24 protein-coding genes are annotated in these 22,962 nt (G+C 63.4%); 10 read left to right on the top strand and 14 right to left on the bottom strand.

Annotated elements, in window-relative coordinates; translation table 11 throughout:
• Positions 1-33: 33 nt before the first annotated feature.
• Entirely contained in the window at positions 34-792 is a 759-nt protein-coding gene (locus U9J33_RS10370; RefSeq protein WP_185997456.1) for a class I SAM-dependent methyltransferase, read from the bottom strand.
• Positions 793-898: 106 nt separating this feature from the next.
• Between U9J33_RS10370 and U9J33_RS10375 the strand changes: the two genes are divergently transcribed.
• The 3 genes from U9J33_RS10375 (at position 899) to U9J33_RS10385 (ending at position 3,078) form a co-directional block, all read left to right on the top strand.
• The gene (locus tag U9J33_RS10375; RefSeq protein WP_324695010.1) at positions 899-1,678 is read left to right on the top strand and encodes a ComF family protein; all 780 of its coding nucleotides are present in this window, start codon (positions 899-901) and stop codon (positions 1,676-1,678) included.
• Between the two features lie 335 nt (positions 1,679-2,013).
• Positions 2,014-2,391 carry a phosphoribosyl-AMP cyclohydrolase gene (gene hisI, locus U9J33_RS10380; RefSeq protein WP_054438839.1) on the top strand — a complete coding sequence of 126 codons (378 nt, stop codon included), beginning with the start codon at positions 2,014-2,016 and terminating at the stop codon, positions 2,389-2,391.
• A gap of 411 nt (positions 2,392-2,802) precedes the next feature.
• Positions 2,803-3,078: a hypothetical protein gene (locus U9J33_RS10385; RefSeq protein WP_324695014.1), complete on the top strand. Its 276-nt coding sequence runs from the start codon at positions 2,803-2,805 to the stop codon at positions 3,076-3,078.
• Between the two features lie 56 nt (positions 3,079-3,134).
• Here the strand turns inward: U9J33_RS10385 and U9J33_RS10390 are convergent, their stop codons facing one another.
• The 6 genes from U9J33_RS10390 to tyrS all read right to left on the bottom strand — a co-directional run bounded on the left by U9J33_RS10390 (position 3,135) and on the right by tyrS (position 10,179).
• Positions 3,135-3,854 (bottom strand): dienelactone hydrolase family protein, encoded by a 720-nt coding sequence (locus tag U9J33_RS10390; RefSeq protein WP_324695016.1) that lies wholly within the window; start codon positions 3,852-3,854, stop codon positions 3,135-3,137.
• Between the two features lie 2 nt (positions 3,855-3,856).
• Positions 3,857-4,774, bottom strand: a complete 918-nt coding sequence (cysK, locus tag U9J33_RS10395; RefSeq protein WP_185997451.1) for a cysteine synthase A — start codon at positions 4,772-4,774, stop codon at positions 3,857-3,859.
• Positions 4,771-6,087, bottom strand: a complete 1,317-nt coding sequence (locus tag U9J33_RS10400) for an MFS transporter (protein ID WP_054438843.1) — start codon at positions 6,085-6,087, stop codon at positions 4,771-4,773. The genes cysK and U9J33_RS10400 overlap by 4 nt, the downstream gene beginning before the upstream one ends.
• Positions 6,088-6,150: 63 nt before the next feature.
• Positions 6,151-8,271: a TonB-dependent receptor gene (locus U9J33_RS10405; protein ID WP_324695019.1), complete on the bottom strand. Its 2,121-nt coding sequence runs from the start codon at positions 8,269-8,271 to the stop codon at positions 6,151-6,153.
• A 146-nt stretch (positions 8,272-8,417) separates the two neighbouring features.
• The gene (locus U9J33_RS10410; RefSeq protein ID WP_324695020.1) at positions 8,418-8,756 is read right to left on the bottom strand and encodes a PilZ domain-containing protein; all 339 of its coding nucleotides are present in this window, start codon (positions 8,754-8,756) and stop codon (positions 8,418-8,420) included.
• A gap of 193 nt (positions 8,757-8,949) precedes the next feature.
• Positions 8,950-10,179 (bottom strand): tyrosine--tRNA ligase, encoded by a 1,230-nt coding sequence (tyrS, locus tag U9J33_RS10415; protein WP_185997448.1) that lies wholly within the window; start codon positions 10,177-10,179, stop codon positions 8,950-8,952.
• Between the two features lie 150 nt (positions 10,180-10,329).
• On the opposite strand from tyrS, the gene U9J33_RS10420 reads away from it, so the two are divergent.
• On the top strand, positions 10,330-10,866 hold the full coding sequence (locus tag U9J33_RS10420) for a DOMON-like domain-containing protein (RefSeq protein WP_185997447.1): 537 nt from the start codon (positions 10,330-10,332) through the stop codon (positions 10,864-10,866).
• A complete protein-coding gene (locus tag U9J33_RS10425) occupies positions 10,863-12,062 on the top strand; it encodes a DUF1343 domain-containing protein (protein ID WP_324695023.1) in 1,200 nt (399 codons plus the stop codon). The genes U9J33_RS10420 and U9J33_RS10425 overlap by 4 nt, the downstream gene beginning before the upstream one ends.
• A 49-nt stretch (positions 12,063-12,111) precedes the next feature.
• Here U9J33_RS10425 and U9J33_RS10430 read toward each other — a convergent pair whose 3' ends face one another.
• Positions 12,112-12,672, bottom strand: a complete 561-nt coding sequence (locus U9J33_RS10430; RefSeq protein ID WP_324695025.1) for an outer membrane beta-barrel protein — start codon at positions 12,670-12,672, stop codon at positions 12,112-12,114.
• Positions 12,673-12,907: 235 nt separating this feature from the next.
• Positions 12,908-14,089: a vWA domain-containing protein gene (locus U9J33_RS10435; RefSeq protein ID WP_324695027.1), complete on the bottom strand. Its 1,182-nt coding sequence runs from the start codon at positions 14,087-14,089 to the stop codon at positions 12,908-12,910.
• 265 nt (positions 14,090-14,354) lie between these two features.
• Here U9J33_RS10435 and U9J33_RS10440 point away from each other — a divergent pair, with 265 nt between their 5' ends.
• Entirely contained in the window at positions 14,355-15,350 is a 996-nt protein-coding gene (locus U9J33_RS10440; RefSeq protein WP_324695029.1) for an aspartyl/asparaginyl beta-hydroxylase domain-containing protein, read from the top strand.
• Here U9J33_RS10440 and U9J33_RS10445 read toward each other — a convergent pair.
• The 4 genes from U9J33_RS10445 to U9J33_RS10460 form a co-directional block, all read right to left on the bottom strand.
• Positions 15,338-16,186 (bottom strand): DUF817 domain-containing protein, encoded by an 849-nt coding sequence (locus U9J33_RS10445; RefSeq protein ID WP_324695031.1) that lies wholly within the window; start codon positions 16,184-16,186, stop codon positions 15,338-15,340. The genes U9J33_RS10440 and U9J33_RS10445 overlap by 13 nt on opposite strands.
• A 29-nt stretch (positions 16,187-16,215) precedes the next feature.
• Positions 16,216-16,656, bottom strand: coding sequence for a GFA family protein (locus tag U9J33_RS10450; RefSeq protein WP_132468787.1), 441 nt, complete (start codon positions 16,654-16,656; stop codon positions 16,216-16,218).
• 10 nt (positions 16,657-16,666) lie between these two features.
• A complete protein-coding gene (locus U9J33_RS10455; RefSeq protein WP_324699037.1) occupies positions 16,667-17,512 on the bottom strand; it encodes a MoxR family ATPase in 846 nt (281 codons plus the stop codon).
• Between the two features lie 305 nt (positions 17,513-17,817).
• The gene (locus U9J33_RS10460) at positions 17,818-18,705 is read right to left on the bottom strand and encodes a LysR family transcriptional regulator (protein WP_054438862.1); all 888 of its coding nucleotides are present in this window, start codon (positions 18,703-18,705) and stop codon (positions 17,818-17,820) included.
• 130 nt (positions 18,706-18,835) lie between these two features.
• On the opposite strand from U9J33_RS10460, the gene U9J33_RS10465 reads away from it, so the two are divergent.
• Positions 18,836-20,029, top strand: coding sequence for an MFS transporter (locus U9J33_RS10465; RefSeq protein ID WP_324695035.1), 1,194 nt, complete (start codon positions 18,836-18,838; stop codon positions 20,027-20,029).
• 58 nt (positions 20,030-20,087) lie between these two features.
• Positions 20,088-21,173, top strand: coding sequence for an alpha/beta hydrolase (locus U9J33_RS10470; protein WP_324695037.1), 1,086 nt, complete (start codon positions 20,088-20,090; stop codon positions 21,171-21,173).
• A gap of 55 nt (positions 21,174-21,228) precedes the next feature.
• Here the strand turns inward: U9J33_RS10470 and U9J33_RS10475 are convergent, their stop codons facing one another.
• The gene (locus U9J33_RS10475; protein WP_324695039.1) at positions 21,229-21,591 is read right to left on the bottom strand and encodes a helix-turn-helix domain-containing protein; all 363 of its coding nucleotides are present in this window, start codon (positions 21,589-21,591) and stop codon (positions 21,229-21,231) included.
• Between the two features lie 218 nt (positions 21,592-21,809).
• On the opposite strand from U9J33_RS10475, the gene U9J33_RS10480 reads away from it, so the two are divergent.
• Both U9J33_RS10480 and U9J33_RS10485 read left to right on the top strand, forming a co-directional pair.
• Entirely contained in the window at positions 21,810-22,196 is a 387-nt protein-coding gene (locus tag U9J33_RS10480; RefSeq protein WP_324695041.1) for a DoxX family protein, read from the top strand.
• Positions 22,196-22,942 carry an SDR family NAD(P)-dependent oxidoreductase gene (locus U9J33_RS10485; RefSeq protein WP_292636457.1) on the top strand — a complete coding sequence of 249 codons (747 nt, stop codon included), beginning with the start codon at positions 22,196-22,198 and terminating at the stop codon, positions 22,940-22,942. The genes U9J33_RS10480 and U9J33_RS10485 overlap by 1 nt, the downstream gene beginning before the upstream one ends.
• Positions 22,943-22,962: the final 20 nt, after the last annotated feature.

Below are 22,962 nucleotides of genomic sequence, written 5' to 3' on the forward strand. Positions count from 1 at the left end.
GAAAAGGCCGGGGTGGAAGCCCCGGCCTTTTTCTTATTTTTTCCAGCCCGATAGGGTCAATATCTCGAAGCGTTCGACAGTCCGGCCATCTTTGCCGGCTGCTTCGAACGCCTCCAGCGCCCGCGCCCGCGCCGCCTTGCCCAGAGCCGGCCCCGGGTCGGCCAGCACGCTGCCCGCGGCCTGGGCCCGGATATCGGCGATCAGCCGGTCGAAGCTGCGGAAGCCAACCTGGAGCGGGCGGTGGTCTATCACCGGATCGGCGAACAGGGTGCGCTGGAGCAATTGCCCGCCCGCCCGCACGTCGACCATCGGGTGAACGCGTCCGGCGGGGCGATCCCCATCGGCTGCGAGCATGATTTCGCGCAGGACCGGCAGGCTTCCCAGCGACAGGAAGCTCGCGATCATCAGTCCACCCGGCGCCAGGGCCTTGCGGATATGGATAAGCGCGCCGGGAAGGTCGTTCACGGTATCGAGCGTGCCAAGGCTGACGATCAGATCGAAACCGTCGAAGGGGTAGGGCGCTTCCTCGTCGAAGCCGTGGACCGGATCCACTTCCGTGACTTCCGCGCCGCTGGCGCGAAGGTTGCGCGCAAGGTTGCCCGTCCAGTCCCCCACGACGAGGGCGCGCCGGGGTTCGAAGCGGAGGAACGAAAGGCGTTCGGGAACATCCTCTACCATGTCCTCAAGCAGGTAGCGGGGGGCGTCTGGCGACCGCTGGAGGACGAGGGCGCGACGGCGGGCGGCGAGGCGGCGGTCGGGCGAGAAGATGCGGGGGGGAGCTTTGCTGGCCATGGCCGCCCAACTGCCGCGTCTCGCGCTTCGGCGCAACTGCGCTTCGTGCAAGTGGGTTAACACCTTGTAGCTTGCCGCCCTGGTTCCGGCGGGTAAGCATCGGCGCATGTCCTTCGCTCAGGCCGTGATGCCGGTCGTCGACCTTGTATTTCCGCCGCGCTGTCCTTTGTGCGGCGACGGACTGATCGCGCATGGCGGCCTGTGCCCGCCGTGCTGGATGGAGCTGGCGATTCCCGGAGAGCCGAGCTGTGCTGCGTGTTCACGCCCGTTTGGCGGCGGGGTGCCACAGGGGGCAACCTGCGCGCCGTGTCTTGGCGATCCGCCCCGACATGACGGGATCGCCGCGGCGACATTGTACAATGAGGCATCGCGCAAGTTGGTACTGGCCTTGAAGCATGGCAATCGCCTCTCGCATGCGAAACTGATGAGCAGGTTGATGAGCGCCAAGTTGCCCTTCGTCGAAGAGGATTGGCTGGTCGTCCCGGTTCCCCTGCATCGCTGGCGGATTTGGAGGCGAGGTTACAATCAGGCGGCCGAACTGGCGCGGGAAATATCGGCAGTGGCCGGCGGCGTGCTTGTCATCGATCTGCTTGAGCGCCGCAAGGCGACTCCATCGCTTGGTGGACTGGGAAAGAAGGCTCGGCGGAGAGCGCTTTCGGGGGCGATCGGGGTTCACCGCAAGAGGAAGGATCGGCTGAAGGGCGCGAAGGTCTTGCTTGTGGATGATGTGCTCACCAGTGGCGCGACGAGCGATGCCTGCGTTTCCGCGCTCAAGCGGGGCGGTGCCGCCAAAGTTGTGATCGCTTGTTTCGCACGCGTTCTGGACGAAGCACTGGAGCATACGCGCGGAGGAGATCGCGAAGTACCATTTGAGGAAGGGCTCTAACGAAAACGCCCGGAGCTGGTGGCTCCGGGCGTCCTCGTGACGAAACTGTTGGACCCTGCTTTCGCAGTTCGGCGGTCCCCCTGTCGGCCGCCTGGCCCGATCCCTCATTCAACTGAACCAGACCACCCGTAGTGTATTCCAGTCTTTCCCTGAACCGTGGCGCTTGTATCTCAGCGACCTGTGGGTCAGAAGCAGCCCCCCAGCTGCAGGCCGACAATCCTACGAAACCCGGGGGTTGAAAAGAGGCGTCGCGGGGCTACGAGGATTTTGGTCAACGGCTGTGGTTATCGTGCAACAACCACGTTCAATGTATTCAATTCAGGGAAATTTCCGGCATGTCCGAAGTAACCAAGGCTGAACGGGAACACGGAAAAGCGTTTCTTCCGCGATTCGACGCGCAAGGTTTGCTGATCGCCATCGCCGTCGACTCGCAGACTCGCGAGATATTGATGGTAGCGTACATGAACGAGGAAGCGCTTCGGAAGACCCGCGAAACCGGCCTTGCCCATTTCCATTCGCGTTCGCGCGGGAAGCTCTGGCTCAAGGGTGAAACATCGGGCCATTTCCTTCGGATCGACGAGATTCGGGTGGATTGCGATCAGGATGCGATCGAGCTGAGGGTCACTCCGCAGGGCCCGGCCTGCCACACCGGCGCCCGCAGTTGCTTTTACCGTGCATTGGAAGGCGATTCGCTTTCGCCCGTGGATGGTTAACTGTTTCAGGATTAACCCGGAAAATCCTTTAAATGCAGGGACGCGTGTTTTTCCGTAAGAACATGCACTTGCTGGCCATTCGTCCAGGATTAACCGTATTAAGCCGAGTTTTCAGCATCTTCGGCTGAGCGGATGGAACGGACAAGTCGTCGCAATCGGCTCGCAACACGCGAACGGCCAAGCGACTATCCAGGGTGACAGGGTGCAAGGGCCGTTTCCGGCCGCACCCGTCCCATAAAAAACGAACATTGTTATAGGCTTCAGCCGGCGTTTCGTGCCCCGGCCGATGGCTGTCGCCTGGCCTCGCCCCTACTTCCGTCATTCGCGATGAATGCCGGACCTGAAGGGGTGTGCAAAGGGAGCAGGGCGCCTGCGAGGCGTTCGGGGCGTATGGAAATGGAAGGGAAGCAAATGAAGCACAGAGCTTTGACAGCTGCCGTGACGGCCGGCCTTATGGCCGTGCCGACCGCTGCAATGGCGGATACCAAGTCATCCGCATCCATCGTCAACCCGCGCGCCTCGGCGAAATCCTACCGCTTCGGTGGAAACCACGCGTTCCGGGACCATTTCGCGCGGCTCTTCGGGCGCGGTAACCCGCATGGCGACAAGTGGGGCGGCGGCAGGCCCGGAAAGGGCCACGGAGACTGGGGTGGCCATCACCCGGAGGACGGCAAGTCACGCGGCTGATGACGCGCTGAAACCGATGCCGTGGCCGTCCCGAGGGGCGGCCACGGCATCGAGGATCATCCCCGCGCTTCGTCGAAGCCCAGGATCTCGGCGAAGAACGCGAGCATTGCTGCCCAGCTCTGCCGGTCGGCACTGGCATCGTAGCCGATCGCGGCCATGCCGCGTTCGTCGCTGCCGGGATCGGTGAAGCCGTGACGGACACCGGAATAGGCATGGAAATGCCAATTGGCGCCGGCGCGATCCATTTCTTCCCAGAAGCCGATCACCTGCTCGCGCGGGACAAGGGGGTCGGCATCGCCGTGACAGACGAGGATACGGGGCTTGATCGCACCCGGTTCGGCTGGGTTGATCGTGGAGAGCGTTCCGTGGAAGCTCACGGCACCGAGCAGGTCCTGCCCATCCCGCGCAGCTTCGAGCACGGCCTGACCGCCCATGCAGTAACCGATGCCGATCAGCGGCAGCCCGGCGGCCTCGGGAACGGCCCGCAGCGCAGCGATGGCCGCCGCGATCCGGGCGCGGTAATGCCCGTTGTCGGCGCGCAGCTTCTCGGCCATCGGGAACGATGCCTCGAAGCTGGCGACATGCTCGCCATAGAAGTCCGCGATCAGGACGAGGTAGCCGAGATCGGCCAGCATCGCCGCTCGCCGTTCCATGGCCGCGTTGACGTTCGCTATCGTCGGAAACAGGACCACGGCAGCGCGCGCGTCTTGTTCGGGACGCGCCAGGTGGCCGGTCAGATCCTGACCGGCGTGGCTGTAGGCAATCGTTTCGAGCATGGTCACTCCGGCAGGAAGTCCGGCACCGACAGGTAGCGTTCGCCGGTGTCGTAATTGAAGCCGAGTACGCGGCTGCCAGCAGGCAATTCTTTCAGCTTCTGCGCGATGGCGGCAAGCGTTGCGCCCGAGCTGATGCCGACGAGCATGCCTTCCTCGGTGGCGCAGCGGCGTGCCCATTCCTTGGCATCCGCCGGATCGACCTGAAGCGCACCGTCGATCGACTGGGTGTGCAGGTTGGCAGGCACGAAGCCGGCACCGATGCCCTGGATCGGGTGCGGCCCAGGCTGGCCTCCCGAGATGACCGGGGAGAGGGTAGGTTCGACGGCATAGGCCTTGAGCGTGGGCCAGGTCAGCTTGAGCGTTTCCGCGCAGCCGGTCAGGTGGCCGCCGGTGCCCACGCCGGTGATCAGCACGTCGATCGGCGTTTCGGCGAAATCGGCAAGGATTTCCTGCGCGGTCGTCTTCACGTGGACTGCGATGTTGGCCGGATTCTCGAACTGCTGCGGCATCCACGAGCCGGGCGTGGTCTCGATGAGTTCCCTGGCGCGCTCGATGGCGCCCTTCATGCCCTTTTCACGCGGGGTGAGATCGAAGGTCGCACCATAGGCGAGCATGAGGCGGCGGCGCTCGATCGACATCGATTCGGGCATGACCAGCACGAGCTTGTAGCCCTTGACCGCAGCAACCATGGCAAGGCCGATGCCGGTATTGCCGGAAGTCGGCTCGATGATCGTGCCGCCGGGTTTGAGCGTGCCTTCGGCTTCCGCAGTCTCGATCATGGCCAGCGCGATGCGGTCCTTGATCGATCCGCCGGGATTGGTGCGTTCGGCCTTTACCCAGACTTCATGGTCGGGGAACAGCCGTGATAGGCGGATATGCGGGGTATTGCCGATCGTGGCGAGGATGCTGTCGGCCTTCATGTCTCATGCTCCCATCGTGGTGCGAAGGTACGGGCACGGCGGATCTCCGGAAAGCTCCAGGCCCAGATTGCGGTAATGACTATGGCAGCGCCGCCGCCGAAGACAACAGCCCCGGTGGCGCCAAGCAGGGCTGCGGCCACTCCGGATTGCATCTCGCCCAGCTCGTTCGATGCAGAAATGGCAAGGCCGGAGATGGCCGAAACGCGGCCGCGCTTGTCGTCCGGCGTGCGCAGCTGGACCAGTGAGCTGCGGATGAACACCGAAATCATGTCGGCCGCGCCGAGCATGGCGAGGAAGCCCAGCGACACCACGAAGCTGCGCGAAAGACCGAAGCCCACCGTCATCGCACCGTAAGCCGCAACCGACAGCAGCATCTTCACGCCGACGTTTTTGGCCAGCGGCCTGAACGAGAGCCAGAGCGCAACAATGGCGGCACCGGCAGCGGTTGCAGCGCGCATCTGGCCAAGGCCCTCCGGGCCGACATGGAGAATATCGCGTGCGAAGACGGGCATCAGGGCGGTCGCCCCGCCGAGCAGCACTGCGAAAAGGTCGAGCGTGATGCAGCCCAGCAGGAAGCGCTCGCGCCAGATGAAGTGGAAGCCGTCCACGATCTGGCGGATCGGATGATCCCGGCGCGCATCCTTGGGAACCGGCGGCAGATTGCGGATGCTGGTGATGCTGAAGGCGGCCACCGCCATGAGCGCGGCAGCGATCCAGTACGGCGTTGCGTGGTGGCGCGCGAAGAGGAAGCCGAAGGCGGCCGGGCCGATGATCGTTCCGGCCTCGATGGCGATCGAGTTGAAGGCGATCGCGCGGGGAATGAGGCTGGTGGGAACGATGTTCGGCGCGATCGCGGTCATCGACGGGCTGACGAAGACACGCGCAATGCCGTGGAGCGCGGCGAAGACGTAAAGGACCGGCAGGCTGCGCAGATCGAGTTCGGTGACGAGGGCCAGGCCGATGGCGACGAGGATGTCGACCGCCATGGCGAGACCCGCAACCTTCCGCCGGTCGAATCGGTCGGCAATGACGCCTGCCACCGGGGTCAGCAGGAAGATCGGAAGGAACTGTGCAAAGCCCAGCAGGCCGAGCTGGAACGAGGCTTCCGCGATCGACATGCCGTAGTCGGTGCGGGCCACGTCGTAGAGCTGGTAGCCGATGATGACGACCATGCCGGTAGAGGCGAAGACGACCGCAAAGCGGGCGAGCCAGAATTTGCGATAATCGGCGATGCGCAGGGGCGAGGAAGGTTCCGGCCCGGAACTCGGGGCGGACGGGCTGGGGGGCTGGATCGTGCTCACGGATCGCTGCATGGCAGCATGTCAAAGCATTGCCAAGACATGCCGCTCATGCGGAACGATAGGTTATGTTTTGGATCAATAAGTAAAGCGCGCGGTGATACGCACGTCGCGTCCGGCGATGGGCACGAAGTCGCGCGTTTCGGAAGCGGCGAGGCGCCCGGTGACGTCGAGCAGGTTGTCCGCGGCGAGGATGAGCGAGAGCGGGCCCTGTTCGCCGAACGGACGCCAGGTCGCGCTGGCGTTCACCAGCGTGAAGGCGTTCGTCGGGTTTTCGTTTTCGGTCACGCGGTCCTGCTTCGCGTTCCATTCGACTTCGCCGCGAAGGGTGAAGGCGGAGGAGTCGAACTCAAGGCCGCCGCGCGCGCGCAGCGGCGGGATGCGCGGCACGGGGCCCATGTCGACCAGGCGCGCGCGGGTATAATCGACGCCGCCATCGGCCTTGATCGACTTGTCGCCGCCCCAGTGCGCGAACGTTACACCGCCCTCGGCCTCGATACCGCGGAAGCGGGCGCTGGCCTGAAGATACTGGTAGACCGGGAAGTCCTCGATCACTTCGCCGGTTGGCACGGCAGTGATGAAGTTCGAGAAGTTGGTGCCGAACACGGTAACCGATCCCGCCACGTCGCCGCCGTTATAGCGCATGCCAGCCTCGATGCCGTTGCTGCGCTCGACCTTGAAGTCAGGATTGCCGCGTTCGTAGGACTGGGTGGCGTCGTGCAGGCCGTCGACGAAGAGTTCTTCGGCCGAGGGCGCGCGTTCGCCGTGCGAATAGTTCACCGAAAGGGTGACATGGTCGATCGGGTGCCAGGCGATACCGGCGACGCCCGAATACTGGTCGAAATTGCGCTTCTCGTCGGCCGGGATCGTGCGGATGCGCGTGTTTTCGTAACGCAGCGCGCCTTCGAGGTCGAACTGGCCCACTTCGAGGTGCTGCAGCGTGAAGACGGCGAAGCGGTCGGTGTTGTTGTCGGGCAGCAGCATCTCGTCGCCGCTGATGTCGAGCCGGGCGGACGAATACTGGATGCCGCTGGAGCCGCTCCAGATGCCGCGCTTTGCCTGGTCCGCCTGGACGCGCACTTCCACAGCCTTGTTGTGGAACTGGGTGCCGATGTTGCCATCCTCGATCTCGGCGTGCTCGTAGTCGCCATAGGCGCCGCGCAGTTCGAGGCGCTTGAGGAAGCCTTCGAGGTTCAGCCCGGCGCGAAGGTCCACGCGGGTCTGGCGCAGCGAGATACTGGTTGCTTCGGGATCGGCCGAGGGACGCGGGGGAATGCCGTAGTCGTTGGCGAGGCGCTGCACCGAGATGCCGATGTCGCCGCCGTCGTCGATGAATGCGAGACCGCCGCCCAGCGTCCAGCCTTCGGTGCCGCTGTTGGCGATCTTGCCGCGCTGGTTGGCCTGCTGGGTCAGCGTGGCCGCGCCGGTGAGATCGCCTGCATCGGCAAGATCGCCAGCCTGCGTCAGGGCCTGCGCGCGCAGTTCCGGCGACAGGACGTAGCCGCCGACGTGGAGGTCGTCGCTGTGGTAATAGGAAGCGTCGAAGTGCGCCACGAGGCGGCTGGCGAGCCGGATATCGGTGGCAACGCCGCCGTTGACCATGTTCGCGGCCGTTCCGAACGAGCCCAGAGCATCGAGGCTGAAGGCCTTGTCCGGCACTTTGCGCGGGATGCGATTGTCCACGGCATTGACGACGCCGCCCGAAGGATCGCTGGCATAGAGCAGCACGCGCGGGCCGTGCAGGACCTCGATCCGGTCCACGTTGAGCGTGTCGAGTGACACGGCGTGGTCTGCCGAGACGGAAGATGCGTCGAGCGAGCCGATGCCGTCCAGCAGCACCTGCACGCGCGGGCCGTCAAAGCCGCGCAAGACCGGGCGCGACACGCCGGGCGCGAAGCCGGTGCTGGAAACGCCCGGAAGGCTGGCAAGCATTTCGCCGATCTGCGGCTTGAGGTCACGGGTCAGCGCCTCGCCCGAGAGCACGACCGGCGCGGCGATGGGATCGGCATTGCCGGAGATCAGGCGGCCGGTGACGATGATTTCCGGGCCGTTTTCCTGCGGATGCCCGTCCGTGTCGGCCGCCGCGCTCGGCGCGGGTGAGCCGGTCTGTGCCGCAGCGGTGCCGGGCATGACGGCGAGCGTCGAGGAGAGGGCGCTGGCAGTCACCAGCAGGGCGATTCGGGCGGTTGGGAGCGTCATGCTCAACCGGCTAATTGCGAGGATATAACATATCAATGCTGAAATGTTTCGCGACGACAAGGCGTTTCATACGCGCGATGAATGGAGTTTCGTTCTGAAATTCCCGGATAAATGGCGCCCTTGATCGCGGCGCCGGCAGCCAAGCCTTAGCGGCGCGGGCGCAGGCGCGGGTTCGGCTGAACCGTATCAACGAGCTTCAGGAAGTCGTCGATGCGGATGATGCGCTCGAACTGGAAGCCGGCGCGGCCTTCGTGAGCCCAGATCAGATGGGCCTCGATCCGGCCGATCACCGGGAGGCGCATGACCAGGCGTTCGCCGCGTTCGAGCGGTTGTTCGCCTTGCGCCATGAAGCCCTGCGCAGAGAGATTGACGATGTGCAGATGGAGGTCGCCGAGCTGGCGATGTTCAGCAATCACCTTGTAATCGACGGGGTGCCGTGCCGCGCGACGCTTGTCGGTTACAGTGAGCTGCGCTCCTGCAGTCATCTCTAAATGCCTCATGATGGTGTTGTGACTGTGAGCGACAACGGTGCATCGAAATGGCAAAGAAACGGTAAACCTGTTCACTTTTGCGCGGTATGCGGCGGTCGAACGTGCCGCATATACGTTAAAATGCCCCGGTTAGGGGAACCGGGGCATTCTTGTGAGTAGAACTGCGTAAGGGCTGTGGAACGGTGGTTCAGGCGCCCTTGAGCACGGCGTGCTTCTTCTTGCCGAGGCTGAGTTTGCGGGTTTCGCCGGCGGGGATCGCGATCAGATATCCCGGATCGTCCATCGTCACGTCGTCCAGCTTCACCGCGCCTTCGCCGATCTTGCGCTTGGCCTCGCCGTTGGAGGCGGTGAAGCCGAGGTCGGTCAGCGCCGAACCAAGGCGCACGCCCTCGCCCGTCACTTCGAGCGTGGGGAGATCCTGTCCGAGCCCGCCGCCCGCGAAAGTGGCCTTGGCGGTCGCTTCGGCGGTGACGGCTGCGTCCTCGCCGCGGCACAGCCTGGTCACTTCGTTGGCGAGGACGACCTTGGCATCGTTGATCGCGGCGCCTTCGAGCGTTTCGAGGCGTGCAATCTCGTCCAGCGGCAGGTCGGTGAACAGGCGCAGGAACTTGCCGACGTCGCGGTCGTCGCAGTTACGCCAGTATTGCCAGAAGTCGTAGGAGGGCAGCATGTCCTCGTTGAGCCAGACCGCACCGGCCGCCGACTTGCCCATCTTGGCGCCGTCGGCTGTGGTGAGCAGCGGCGTGGTGATCCCGAAGACTTCCCTGGAATCCATTCGGCGGGTCAGTTCGATGCCGTTGATGATGTTGCCCCACTGATCGGAGCCGCCCATCTGCAACGCCACCCCCATTTCCCTGGAAAGGTGGCGGAAATCGTAACCCTGCAGGATCATGTAGTTGAATTCGAGAAAAGTCATAGGCTGCTCGCGTTCAAGGCGCAGGCGCACCGAGTCGAACGAAAGCATGCGATTTACGGTGAAATGCGTGCCGACTTCCTGAAGCAGCTGGATATAGCCGAGCTGCCCGAGCCAGTCGTGGTTGTTGACCATGACCGCGTCGGTCGGCCCGTCTCCGAACTTCAGCAGGCGCGAGAAGATCGAGAAGATGCCCTTGATATTGGTCTCGATCGCCTCGTCGCTCAGCATCTTGCGGCTTTCGTCGCGGCCGGTGGGATCGCCGATACGGGTGGTGCCGCCGCCCATGAGCACGATCGGCTTGTGGCCGGCCTGCTGGAGGCGGCGCAGCATCATGATCTGCACGAGGCTGCCGATGTGGAGCGACGCGGCGGTGGCGTCGAAGCCGATATATCCGGGCACGACCTGCTTCGCCGCCAGGGCATCGAGGCCCTCCGCGTCCGTCATCTGGTGGATGTAGCCGCGCTCGTCGAGGAGGCGGAGCAGGGAGGAATTGTAGGTCATGATGGCCCAGTGCTTCTTTGGCTTGGATGGATCTAGAGCGGCGCGCGTAGCACGCACGGCGCCCAAGATGAAGCGGTTGGTCGCCCTGCCGCGGGCATCCGGCCGAATCCGCATTGCCAGCCCCCCGGCTCACCTTCTACCCGAACAGGCATGGCCGACCTGACCCGCCACCCGGCGCACCCCTCCACCCTCGTCCGTTCCATCGAAACCCGCGTAATCGGCTTCGACACCGCCTGGCTGCGGGTTCGCTGGCGCATCCTCGGCGCCGGCAAGCTCGTGGTGCCCTCCTTCGCGGGCAAGGGCAGGGCGGACGAACTCTGGCGCACCACCTGCTTCGAACTGTTCCTGCAACCCGCGCAAGCCGCGGGCTATACCGAGTTCAATCTTTCGCCGTCGGAGCGCTGGAACGTTTACGATTTCTCGGGTCGCCGCGAGGGGATGGCCGAAAGGCCGATGCCCCGCGAGCCGGAATGCGCGATGCGCAAGGGTTCCGACATCGCCGTGTTCGACGCCGCCATTCCGGCGGGCGGCCTTCCGGAAGGCCCGCTGCGCTGCGGCTTCACGGCGGTGATCGAGGAGGAGGGCGGCGTGAAAAGCTACTGGGCACTTGCCCACAAGGCAGATGCGCCCGACTTCCACGATCCGTCTTGCTTCACGCTTGAGCTTGCGGCACCCACCGCCTCATGAAATTCGGCATCGATCGCCTGCTGGCGGACCCTGAACTGCGCGCTGCTCTCGAAGGACGCCGTGTCGCCCTCGTGGCCCATCCCGCCTCGGTAACCGAGGATCTGGTTCATTCGCTCGACGCGCTGATCGCCGCCGGCGTCAACGTGACGAGCGCGTTCGGGCCGCAGCACGGGCTCAAGGGCGACAAGCAGGACAACATGGTCGAGACGGCGAACGAGCTCGACCCGACTTACGGTATCCCGGTCTACAGCCTCTACGGTGAAGTACGCCGGCCGACCGAGGAGATGATGGCGAGTGCGGACGTGTTCCTGTTCGACCTCCAGGACCTCGGCTGCCGCATCTACACTTTCGTGACGACACTGCTCTATCTGCTCGAAGCGGCGCAGGAGCAGGGCAAGGCCGTCTGGGTGCTTGACCGGCCCAACCCGGCGGGGCGCCCGGTGGAGGGCACGATCCTGCTAGCTGGGCAGGAGAGCTTCGTCGGCGCCGGTCCTATGCCGATGCGTCACGGATTGACGCTGGGCGAGATGGGGCACTGGTTCGTGCGCCGCTTCGGTCTCGACGTGGACTACCGCGTGATCGCCATGGATGGCTGGGAACCGGAAGGTCCGGGCTTCGGCTGGCCGCAGGACCGGATCTGGATCAACCCGAGCCCGAACGCGGCCAATCTCAACATGGCGCGCGCCTATGCGGGCACGGTAATGCTGGAAGGCGCACTGCTCTCGGAGGGACGCGGGACCACGCGCCCGCTCGAAGTGCTGTTCGGCGCGCCGGACGTCGATGCCAGGGCCGTTCTTGCCGAAATGGAGCGTATCGCGCCCGAATGGCTGGCCGGCTGCGCGCTGCGGGAATGCTGGTTCGAACCGACGTTCCACAAACATGCCGGAACCCTGTGCAGCGGACTGATGATCCATGCCGAGGGCACGTTCTACGATCACCATGCCTTCCGGCCCTGGCGCCTGCAGGCGCTGGCCTTCAAGGCGATCCGGAACCTCTATCCGGACTACGCGATCTGGCGCGACTTTCCTTACGAATACGAATTCGATCGCCTGGCCATCGACGTTATCAACGGCGGCCCGGCACTGCGTGAATGGGTGGAGGATCCGGCCTCGGTTCCGGCCGATCTCGAAGCGATCGCGGGAGCGGACGAGGCGGCATGGCGCCAAGAGATCGCCGACCTGCTGATCTATCGCTGAAACAGGATCGAGGGCTCCCGAGCGGGAGCCCTCTCCATTGGTGCGCTGCTTAGAAGCGCATGCCACCGGTCAGGGCGACCTGGCGGCGCTGGAAGTTCACGCCTTCAAAGCTGCCGAGATCGGCATAGTTGAATTCGACGCCGACATAAGTGGCGGCGGAAAGATTGTAGTCGAAGCCGATCGCGCCCTGGATGCCGTCAAGCGTTTCGGAGTCGGAGTCACCGTCGAAGGTCGCCTTGAGCTTCATGCGGTCGTAGCCGACCTTGGCGTAAAGCTGCGAACGGGTGCCCAGGTTCAGGCCGATGCGGCCGCCGGCTGCGAAGTTGCCGGCCGAACCGAGGCAGAGGCCGCTGTCGCATTCCTTCGAGCGGGCGTATTCGTAATTGACGTAAGGCCCCACGGTGACTTTCGTGCTGACCGGAAGGTCGTAGCCGATCTCGCCGCCAAACGAGACAGACTGGCCCAGCTTGTAAACGTCGCCGTCGCTGACGGTGGGCGTTTCCCAACCGACGCGCGCTTCCGCGCGAAGACCGGAGAGCTTGGTCTCGTCGGCCAGAGCGGGCTGGGCAAGCAGAGCTGCGGCCACGAGGCCGTACTTATAAAAATTCATAATTTCCCCCTTTGGAGAAGCGCACCCGCTTCGCCAAATTACCGATTAAAGAACTGTAATACCTTTATTTTTATGCGCCCGAAGCGAGCGCGCAGCTAGCGGCTCTCGTGGCGGCTTTCAATCGACAATTTCATGAATTGCGACGGGCATGTTGTTTTTGGGATGGTGATGCAGTCGTGCAACAATCGCAGCGATATTTGCCTCTGCCCGTTCTATTCATGCGGGCAATGCCGCGTCAGGCTTTCTTTCGGCTGAGTTCGCGCATGGCGCCGTCCAGACCGTCGAGCGTCAGCGGGAACATGGCCCCGCCAACCAGTTCGCGGATCATCCGGGTCGAACTGGAGTAGGCCCACTGCTGCTCGGGCGTGGGGTTGAGCCAGACCGTTGCCGGATAGGTCCGGGCGATACGGCCCAGCCACACCGCCCCCGCTTCGTCGTTCATGTGCTCCACCGAACCGCCAGGGTGGCTGATCTCGTAAGGGCTCATCGCGGCGTCGCCCACGAAGATCACCTTGTAGTCGTGCCCGTACTTGTGAAGCACGTCCCAGGTGGGCGTGCGCTGGGACCAGCGGCGGCGATTGTCCTTCCACAGGCCTTCGTAGATGCAGTTGTGGAAGTAGAAGAACTCCATGTTCTTGAACTCGGCGCTGGCCGCGCTGAACAGTTCCTCCATGAGCTGGATGTACGGGTCCATCGATCCGCCGACATCGAGGAACAGCAGCACTTTCACGGCATTGTGCCGTTCCGGCCGCATGACCACGTCAAGCCAGCCCTGCTTCGCCGTGCCCCGGATGGTGCCTTCGAGGTCGAGTTCCTCGGCCGCACCTTCGCGTGCAAAACGGCGCAGGCGCCGCAGGGCAACCTTGATGTTGCGGGTGCCGAGATCGCGGGTGTTGTCGAGATTGGCGAACTCGCGCTTTTCCCAGACCTTGATGGCACGGCCGTGCGCGCCTTCGCCGCCGACGCGGATGCCCTCGGGGTTGTAGCCGGCATGGCCGAAGGGCGAAGTGCCGTTGGTTCCCACCCACTTGTTCCCGCCCGAGTGACGTTTTTCCTGCTCAGCCAGACGCTTCTTCAGCGTCTCCATGATCTCGTCCCAGGAACCGAGCGACCTGATCTGCTGCATTTCCTCCTGCGAGAAATAGCGCTCGGCGACTTTTTTCAGCCAGTCCTCGGGCATTTCGACCGGCTGCTGGCCGTAATCGGTGAGAACGCCCTTGAAGACCTTCTGGAACACCTGGTCGAACCGGTCGAGCAGGCCTTCGTCCTTCACGAAAATGGCGCGACTGAGGTAGTAGAAGGCTTCCGGCGTCTGTTCGATCACCCCGCGGTCGAGCGCTTCGAGAAGCACGAGATGCTCCTTGAGCGAGGCCGGAATACCGGCGGCGCGCAGCTCGTCGACGAAATTCAGCAGCACGGCAGCATCTCCATTCCCCGTGACTTCTGGTCGCGCCCTCCCGCCTCGTCAATCTTCGCGCTCGAAGAACCGGCAGTGCGATTGTGACGTTCGAACGGGCGGCTATAAACGCGGGGTGCAGCTTACATCGAATCAGGTCGCTCGATATCGCGAAGACGCCGTCAGGGCCTTGCAACGCGGGGATGGCAGGGCCGCCCTGGCCGCTCTGGAACCATTGGCCACGCTACCCGACCCACCGTTGCTCTCGATTGCGCAGGCACATCTCATGGCCTCGGACCCGGCTGGTGCCGAGGCGGTGCTTGAAAGAGTTCTCGCCGCCGATCCCCGCAACATCGGCGCGTTGCTCCTGAAGGGCGATTCGCGGACCCGGCTCGGAGACAGCCGCGCCGCGATCGCGTTCTACAAGGCCGCACTGGACGCCGCTTCGCGTCTCTCGTCGGTGCCGCCTGCATTGCAAGCGGCACTGGGGCAGGCGCAGCGACAGATCGCGGCGTTTTCCGCGCGCTACGAAGACGAACTGCGCGCTCGCCTTGCCAACGATATCGGCGGCGTCTCGATAAGTCCGCGGATCGCCGAGGCGCTGGACATTCTGACCGGCAAGCGGGAAGTTTTCGTCCAGCAGCCGCAAAGCTTCTATTTTCCGGGCCTGCCGCAAATCCAGTATTACGAACGCGAGCAGTTCGATTGGGTTTCTGCCGTAGAGGCGGAAACGGAAGCGATCCGGGAAGAGCTGCTCGCCGTACTCGCGCAGGACGGTGCATTTCGTCCCTACGTGGAATCCGAACCGGGACGGCCCGCCAAGCAGAATTCCATGGTTGGAGATCCGCGGTGGGGGGCCTGGTACCTGTGGCGGGGCGGCGAAGCAGTTGCCGGGCGAGCAGAACGTTGCCCCCGGACGATGGCGGCGCTGGAACATGCGCCCATCCCGCGTGTCACGGGGCGCTCGCCGATGGCGCTGTTTTCCCGCCTTCAGCCCGGCATGCATATTCCGGCCCATACCGGCTTCCTGAACACGCGACTGATCTGTCACTTGCCGCTCGTCGTTCCGGCGGGGTGCCGGTTCCGCGTGGGTAACGAGACGCGTCAGTGGGAAGAGGGAAAGTTGCTCATCTTCGATGACAGCATGGAGCATGAGGCCTGGAACGATGGTTCGCAGGACCGCGTCGTCCTTCTGTTCGAAGTCTGGCGGCCCGAGATCAGCGCGGAAGATCGCGCCGCGCTTACCGTGATGTTCGAGTACATTTCCGCTTACGACGCGTAAGCCGCTTCGGTTCGGCGGCGGATACCGTGGACGGCGGCCACCAGTACGAACGAGATGTACATCAGGAGATACCATGCCCCCAGCTTCGCCGGATGCACCAGTGTCCAGCCGGACTGCTGGTCCGGGTAGATCCAGGCGCGCGAGAACGTGCCGAGGTTTTCGGCGAACCAGATGAACAGGCTGACCAGCAGCCATCCCAGCAAGAGCGGCATCCAGCGGTCCGCACGCCAGACCCGGAAGCGGATGCGAGTGCGCGCGAAAAGGACGGCCAGCGCCGCGAACAGTCCGATCCGGATGTCGCGCAGCCAGTGGTGGGCGAAGAAGTTCACATAGACGGCGATCGCCAGGAGCCATGTGGCGGGGATGGGCGGGTAGCGGGTGAAGCGAAAGTCGAAGATCCGCCAGACGCGGGCGATATAGCTGCCCACGGCGGCATACATGAAGCCGGAAAACAGCGGCACGCCGCCGATCCGCAGCAGGCTTGCCTCAGGATATTGCCAGGATCCGTAAGCGGTCTTGAACAGCTCCATCACCGTGCCCACGACGTGGAAGGCGAGGATCACTTTCGCCTCGTCGTAGGTCTCCAGCCGCAAGGCGAGCATGGCCACCTGGATTGCCAGTGCGGCCAGCGTCAGGAAGTCGTAGCGGGCCAGCGCTGCATCGGCTGGGTAGAACAGGTGAGTGGCTACCAGCAGCGCCAGCAAGACGCCGCCATAGAGGCAGGCCCAGCCTTGCTTGAACCCGAACAGCAGGAATTCATACAGCCAAGACTGCCATCCGGCTGCGGGTGTAAAATCCTCTAGTTGCTGCCGGATGGCGGCAAAACGGGTCTGCATGACAGGATATGTTCGGCCCGGCAGCTCGATCAGGAGCCTGTCGGCGCCGGAGACGCGGGAGCGGGCGGCTGGCGGGGCCAGCTTTCCAGAGCCTTGTCGAAGCTGGCCCATTCGGGCGCGTCTTCCGTCCAGATCACGGTTTCCGGGTGCAGGCCATGGCCCGCATCGAGAGCGCCGAGGCGCACGGTTGCGAGGTGCGGGCGCGCCGAGCTTTGCGCATAGACCTGCGTGCCGCACTTCGGACAGAAGTGAAAGGCAAGGGTATTGCCGCTTGCCGCCGTCCACGCCGAGTGGGCGAGTTCGCCTTCGATCGCGACATCCTCGACCTTGAAGATGGCGTTGTTGGTCGGCCCACCGGAGGCGATCTGCTGGCACTGGCGGCACCAGCACTGGCGCGTGCCGATCGGTTCGCCTGTTACTTCGAGCGTGACGGCGCCACATGCGCAGCGGCCGGGATAGGGGGCGGTCATGGCGTTCTTCTCAATTTCCCCGGCGCGCCATGAAAGCGAGCCGTTCGAAGAGCATGACGTCCTGTTCGTTCTTGAGCAAGGCTCCGTGCAGAGGCGGGATCGCCTTCGTCGGGTCCTGGTTCTGAAGGACGTCGAGCGGCATGTCCTCGCTGAGCAGGAGCTTCAGCCAGTCCAGCAGCTCGCTGGTGGAAGGCTTCTTCTTGAGGCCGGGAACCTCGCGCAGTTCGTAGAAGATTTCCATCGCGCGGGTGACGAGGGTCTTCTGAATGCCGGGGAAGTGGACATCGACGATGGCCTGCATCGTCTCGCGGTCGGGAAAGCGGATGTAGTAGAAGAAACAGCGGCGCAGGAACGCGTCGGGCAGGTCCTTCTCGTTGTTCGAGGTGATGACCACGATGGGGCGGTCCTTTGCCGCCACGCGTTCGCCGGTCTCGTAAACGTCGAAAGCCATTCGATCGAGTTCGGCGAGGAGATCGTTCGGAAACTCGATATCGGCCTTGTCGATCTCGTCGATCAGGAGGACAGGCAGGCGCGGCGAGGTGAACGCCTCCCACAGCTTGCCCTTGCGGATATAATTGTTGATGTCATGGACGCGCGCATCGCCGAGCTGACCGTCGCGCAGGCGGGCCACGGCGTCGTACTCGTAGAGGCCCTGATGGGCCTTGGTGGTGGACTTGACGTTCCAGGTGATGAGCGGGGCATCGAGGGAGGCGGCGATCTGCTCCGCCAGCACCGTCTTGCCGGTGCCCGGTTCGCCCTTCACCAGAAGGGGACGGCGCAGCAGGACGGCGGCGTTCACCGCGACTTTCAGGTCATCGGTCGCGACGTAGCTGCTGGTGCCTTCAAAACGCTGCAAACTGCCGGAATTATCGTCCACGCCTATCCGTCCTTATCCGCAAAAACCCTGCTTTTCCGCCAAGTTCGTCCACTGCTGTCTGAGCCTGTGCAGATGCGCATGTTTGACGCATCTTTGACGACTTGACGTGGACAATATGGCAAAAAAGCGCTCAAAAAGGCCCCGCTTGCAACCCGCGCCGCGCGGGCGAAACTTGCCGAGGGTGTGCACTGGCGGGGCGTAAATGCGCAAGAGCATTTAGGATACCGGCGCGGGAAGCGCGGGGGCGTTTGGTTGGTGCGTTGGCGTGGCTTACAGGGAAACCCTTATATTCGTAAGGCATCGACGACGATCTTGAATGCGGGCAGGTTCTGACGCCGGCTCGGATAGTAGAGGAAGTAACCGTCGAACAGGGGCGACCAATCGTCCAGGATCTGAACCAGCGCGCCTGACGCGACATGCTGCTCCACGATGTTCTCCGGGACGTAGGCGATGCCGTAGCCGCTTACCGCCGCGTCGATCATCGCGTAGGAATTGTTGAAGGTCACTTGCCCGCTCACCCTGACGCGTAGCGCCTGACCGTCTTTTTCGAATTCCCAGGCATAAAGCCCCCCGGCGCTTTCATGCCGCATATTGATGCAGACATGCCCCACAAGTTCGTGCGGATGTTCCGGTGCACCATGCGCGTCAAGATAAGAGGGTGACGCCACCGCAACCAGACGCCAGTCCGGACCGATGCGGACGGCGATCATGTCCTTTTCAACCGCCTCTCCAAGCCGGACGCCTGCATCGAAACCCTCTTCGACGATGTTGCGGAAAGTGCTGTCGAGGATCAGTTCGACGCTGATGTCGGGATAGGCGCTGAGAACCGGTTTGAGCTTCGGCCAGACGACGCTCTCCAGCGCATGGTCGGACAGGGTTAGCCGGATCGAGCCGGACGGCTTGTCCCGGAACGTCATCAACGCGGCGATCTCATCCTCGATCTCGCCAATTCGCGGGGCGATGGTCTGGAGCAGCCGCTCTCCGGCGATGGTTGTCGCGACACTGCGCGTCGTACGCGACAGCAGCCTTATCCCCATACGCTCTTCGAGCTGCCTGATCGCATGGCTCAGCGTCGATTGTGAAATGCCCAGTTTCGCCGCTGCCCGCGTGAAGCTGTGTTCTTCGGCGACGGCCTGAAACCAGGCAAGTTGGTTGAGGTCGGTCTTGGCCACAGGTGCCCTTCCACTGTCGCGCCAGGTGATTATTCGGCTGTGTCGATAAGTTCATGCGAATTTGCATGTCTAATCGCATGATCGCTTGATGGCTAGATTGGCTCTGTAGATCGAAGCAGGAGTCTGTTTAATGGTGGTCGCGACCACATCCGATGCCCGGAGTAGGCCCGTCGGCGCCTGGGGTGCAGTACTGTCCATGGCGCTGTGCGTGGCGATGCTGATCGCTTCGGAATTCATGCCGGTCAGCTTGCTTACGCCGATGGCGGAAGGGCTTCACGCATCCAGCGGCCAGACCGGACAGGCCATTTCGATCAGCGGACTGTTTGCGGTGTTGTCCAGCATGCTCATCACCACTGCCGCCGGTACGGTAAACCGGAAATCGGTTCTGGTCGCGATGACCGCCCTGATGCTGATTTCGCTCATCCTGGTCGCGGCGGCGCCAAATTTCGCAATGCTCATGATCGGCCGCACCCTGCTCGGCGTCTGTATCGGAGGCTTCTGGGCATTGGCCACCGCCGTGATCATGCGCCTGGTGCCCGAGGCCGACGTGCCGCGCGCGCTGGCCCTGATGTACGGCGGACAGGCCATAGCCGCAGCCTTTGCCGCGCCGATCGGCAGCTATCTGGGCGGCATTTTCGGCTGGCGCGCGGTGTTCTGGGCGCTGACGCCCATCGTCGCGGTCAATCTCTTCTGGCATCTGGTAGCTCTGCCCTCGCTTCCCGCGAGCCAGCCCCAGGACTTCAGGTCGATGTTCGGCCTGCTCAAGCGGCCCCACTTCCTGCGCGGCCTGATTGCGGCGATGCTGACCTGGGGTTCGGCCTTCACGATGTTCACCTATCTTCGGCCTTTTCTGGAACAGGTGACGGGCGTGGGCCTCTCGGCCCTGTCGATCCTTTTGCTGATCCTGGGCTGTGCCGGGTTTATCGGCACCTGGGCGGCCGGGCGCTTCCTGACCGGCAATGTCGCCCCCCTCTTGAAGTTGCCGGCTCTCCTGATGGGCGGTTGCACGGCGGGACTGCTGCTGCTCGGCCACTGGGTAGTGGCTGCCAGCATCTTCCTTGCACTTTGGGGTGTCATGAACACCGCCATGTCGGTGATCTGGATGACATGGATGTCTCAGAATGTGGATGATGCGCCGGAAGCTGCAGGCAGCCTGATGGTCGCCGCGATCCAGGCCTCGATACTGCTCGGCGCGGTTGTCGGCGGCCTGCTACTGGACGGTCTGACGATCGTTGCGACTTTTACCGGCAGCGTGATTCTTGCCGGTCTCGCGCTTGCTCTCATCGGCAGCGGCCAGCGGCTGCTGAAGCCCGCCCGCGCGTAGCTACCGCTCCTCTCCCGCAAATAACGAACCTCCACAAGTCGCACGATTGGAGATGCCCATGAGTACCCCTGAGACGAATGCGCCAGCCCCCGGCCTTCATCGGCGTGAACTTCTGAAACTGACGGGTGCAGGCATCGCCGCATTCGGTGCGGCTTCAATCATCGCCTCCTCCAACGCAAAGGCTCAGACTATGACAAACGAATGGGACAAGACCTTCCCGAAAAGCGCCAAGCTTGACCACCAGAAGGTCACGTTCAAAAACCGCTACGGCATTACGCTCGCCGCCGATATGTATCTGCCGAAGAATCCAACCGCCAAACTGGCCGCAATCGTGGTCAGCGGCCCGTTCGGCGCCGTGAAGGAGCAATCCTCGGGCCTCTATGCGCAGGCCCTGGCGGAACGCGGGTTCGCAACGCTGGCGTTCGATCCCTCCTATACCGGCGAAAGTGGCGGCGAGCCGCGTAACGTCGCGTCCCCGGATATCAACACCGAGGATTTCAGCGCGGCCGTCGATTTCATCGGGCTGCGGCCGGAAATCGATCGCGAGCGGATCGGCGTCATCGGTATCTGCGGCTGGGGCGGTATGGCGCTCAGCACCGCGGCGATCGACAAGCGGATCAAGGCCGTCGTCGCCAGCACCATGTACGACATGACCCGTGTCATGTCGAAGGGCTATAACGACAGTGTGACCCCGCAGCAGCGCACGGAGACGCTTGAGCAACTGAGCCGCCAGCGCTGGACGGACGCCGAAGAGGGCAGCCCTGCTTATGGCCCCGTATCGTTGGAACTGAAGGGCGGTGAGCCGCTGTTCGTCGTGGAATATGCGGCTTATTACAAGACGAAGCGCGGGTTCCATCCCCGGGCCATCAACTCGAACGCGGCATGGTCTCTCACTACGCCCCTGTCGTTCATGAACCTGCCGATCCTCACTTATATTGCTGAAATCTCACCCCGGCCGATCCTGCTTATCCATGGCGAGAAGGCTCATTCCCGCTATTTCAGCGAGACGGCCTTTGCGTCAGCGGCTGAGCCCAAAGAACTGATGATCATTCCGGGTGCCACCCACACCGACCTCTACGACCAGGTAGACATCATACCGTTCGACAAGCTGACCAGCTTCTTCCAGGAGCATCTCGGCGCCTGACCGGATGAGGACACGCGGCCGCGCGCGACGAATGGTCGGGCGCGGCCGCCTTGGCCTAAGCGGACCCCGACCTGTCGTTCGGCGACTTCTTCCGTCCTCGTGCGGCAGGCTTTTCCGGCAAGGTCTTTCCATACTCTTCCCACCACGCCGTCAGCGCCTCCATGGTGGGGCCAAGCCCGCGCGCCTTGGTCGTCATCTCATATTCGACGCGCGGCGGCACTTCCGCGAAGACGGTGCGCGAGACCAGGCCATCTGCCTCCAGTTCGCGAAGCTGGGCGGTGAGCATGTGCTGCGTGATGCCCGGGATGCCCTTTCGCAACTCCCCGAACCGATGCACCCGCTGATGCAGCAGCCACATGATCTCCAGTTTCCATTTGCCCGAGAGCATCGCGAAGGCGCGGCGCATCTCGTCCTGCATGGTGAAGCCATCGTCAGCTATTAGTATGATTTTCCATACTTAGTGTCACGAATTCATCCTACTTGTAGCATCTCATCCTAGATGACATTTCGATACAGGTTCAGGTCGCTGTTGGGAATCCTCAAGTCCGCCGAACGTCAATCAACCGGATCGTCGCCTGCATTGGCGGCGGGGGGAGTGTTATGTCCGCAATCTACACATATTGGATCAGCACGGGATTGCTTGTCCTGCTCTATCTCACGTCCGCTTTCTTCTACGCCACCAGGAAAGACTGGGTCAGGTCAGCCCTCGTCGAATTGAATTATCCGGCGCCCTATTTGCTGACTTTCATGATCGCGGTGAAGATCGTTGGACCTGTAGCGATCCTGTCCCGCGTTAGCGGGGCACTCAGCGACCTCGCCTATGCCGGCATCTTCTATCACCTCGTGCTCTCCGGGATGGCCCATCTCGGCGTGGGCAAGCCGAAGGGCGCCATGCCTGCGGCTGTGGCGCTGGTGCTTCTGGCCGCGTCGTTCGCCACGCAGAACGCCGCACGCGACATCCCATCGCCTTACGCGCCGGCTTTCGGCGTGCACCAGTCAACACATATCGAAAGGAATTCATAATGGGTCGTCTTGACGGAAAGGTCGCCATCATCACCGGCGCAGGCCGCGGTATCGGCCGCGCTACCGCCAGGCTATTCGCCGCAGAGGGCGCGAAAGTCGCGGTCCTCTCGATCACGCCCGCGAATGTCGATGCGGTCGTCGCGGACATCGAGGCCGCCGGTGGAACCGCACTGGGCGTGCCGACCGACGTCAGCGACCCGGATCAGATCAGGGCCGCAGTCGACACGGTGGTCGCCGCCTGGGGACGGATCGACATCCTCGTGAACAATGCCTTCGATCCCGGAGTGGTCATGTCGCCGATCAACGATCTTTCGGTCGAGCAGCTTCAACGCAACTTCGATACCGGCCCGATCGCCAGCCTGCGGGCGATGCAGGCCTGCTATCCCTATCTCAAGGCCAGCGGCGAAGGCCGGGTCATCAATTTCGGATCGCCCGCGGCCACGCTCGGGATGTCGCCCTATGGACCGTACAACATGGCCAAGGAAGCCACGCGGGCGCTCACGCGTACAGCGGCGCGCGAATGGGGGCCGGACAACATCACCGTCAACAATGTCCTGCCCGTGGCCGACACCTGGGGTGCGGCGGAAGCGAATGCGCCTGCGCCCGATAGCGCGCTTGCGCGGTTCGGTTCGCCTGAAGAGGACATTGCCCCGGTGGTGCTGTTCCTCGCCAGCAAGGATGCCCGGTTCCTGACCGGCTACAGCCTCACGCCCGACGGCGGAATGATCATCGATACTGCGCGCTAAGCGGTGAAATGGAGCACTTT

Source organism: Novosphingobium sp. RL4, from assembly GCF_035658495.1.
Lineage (GTDB): Bacteria > Pseudomonadota > Alphaproteobacteria > Sphingomonadales > Sphingomonadaceae > Novosphingobium.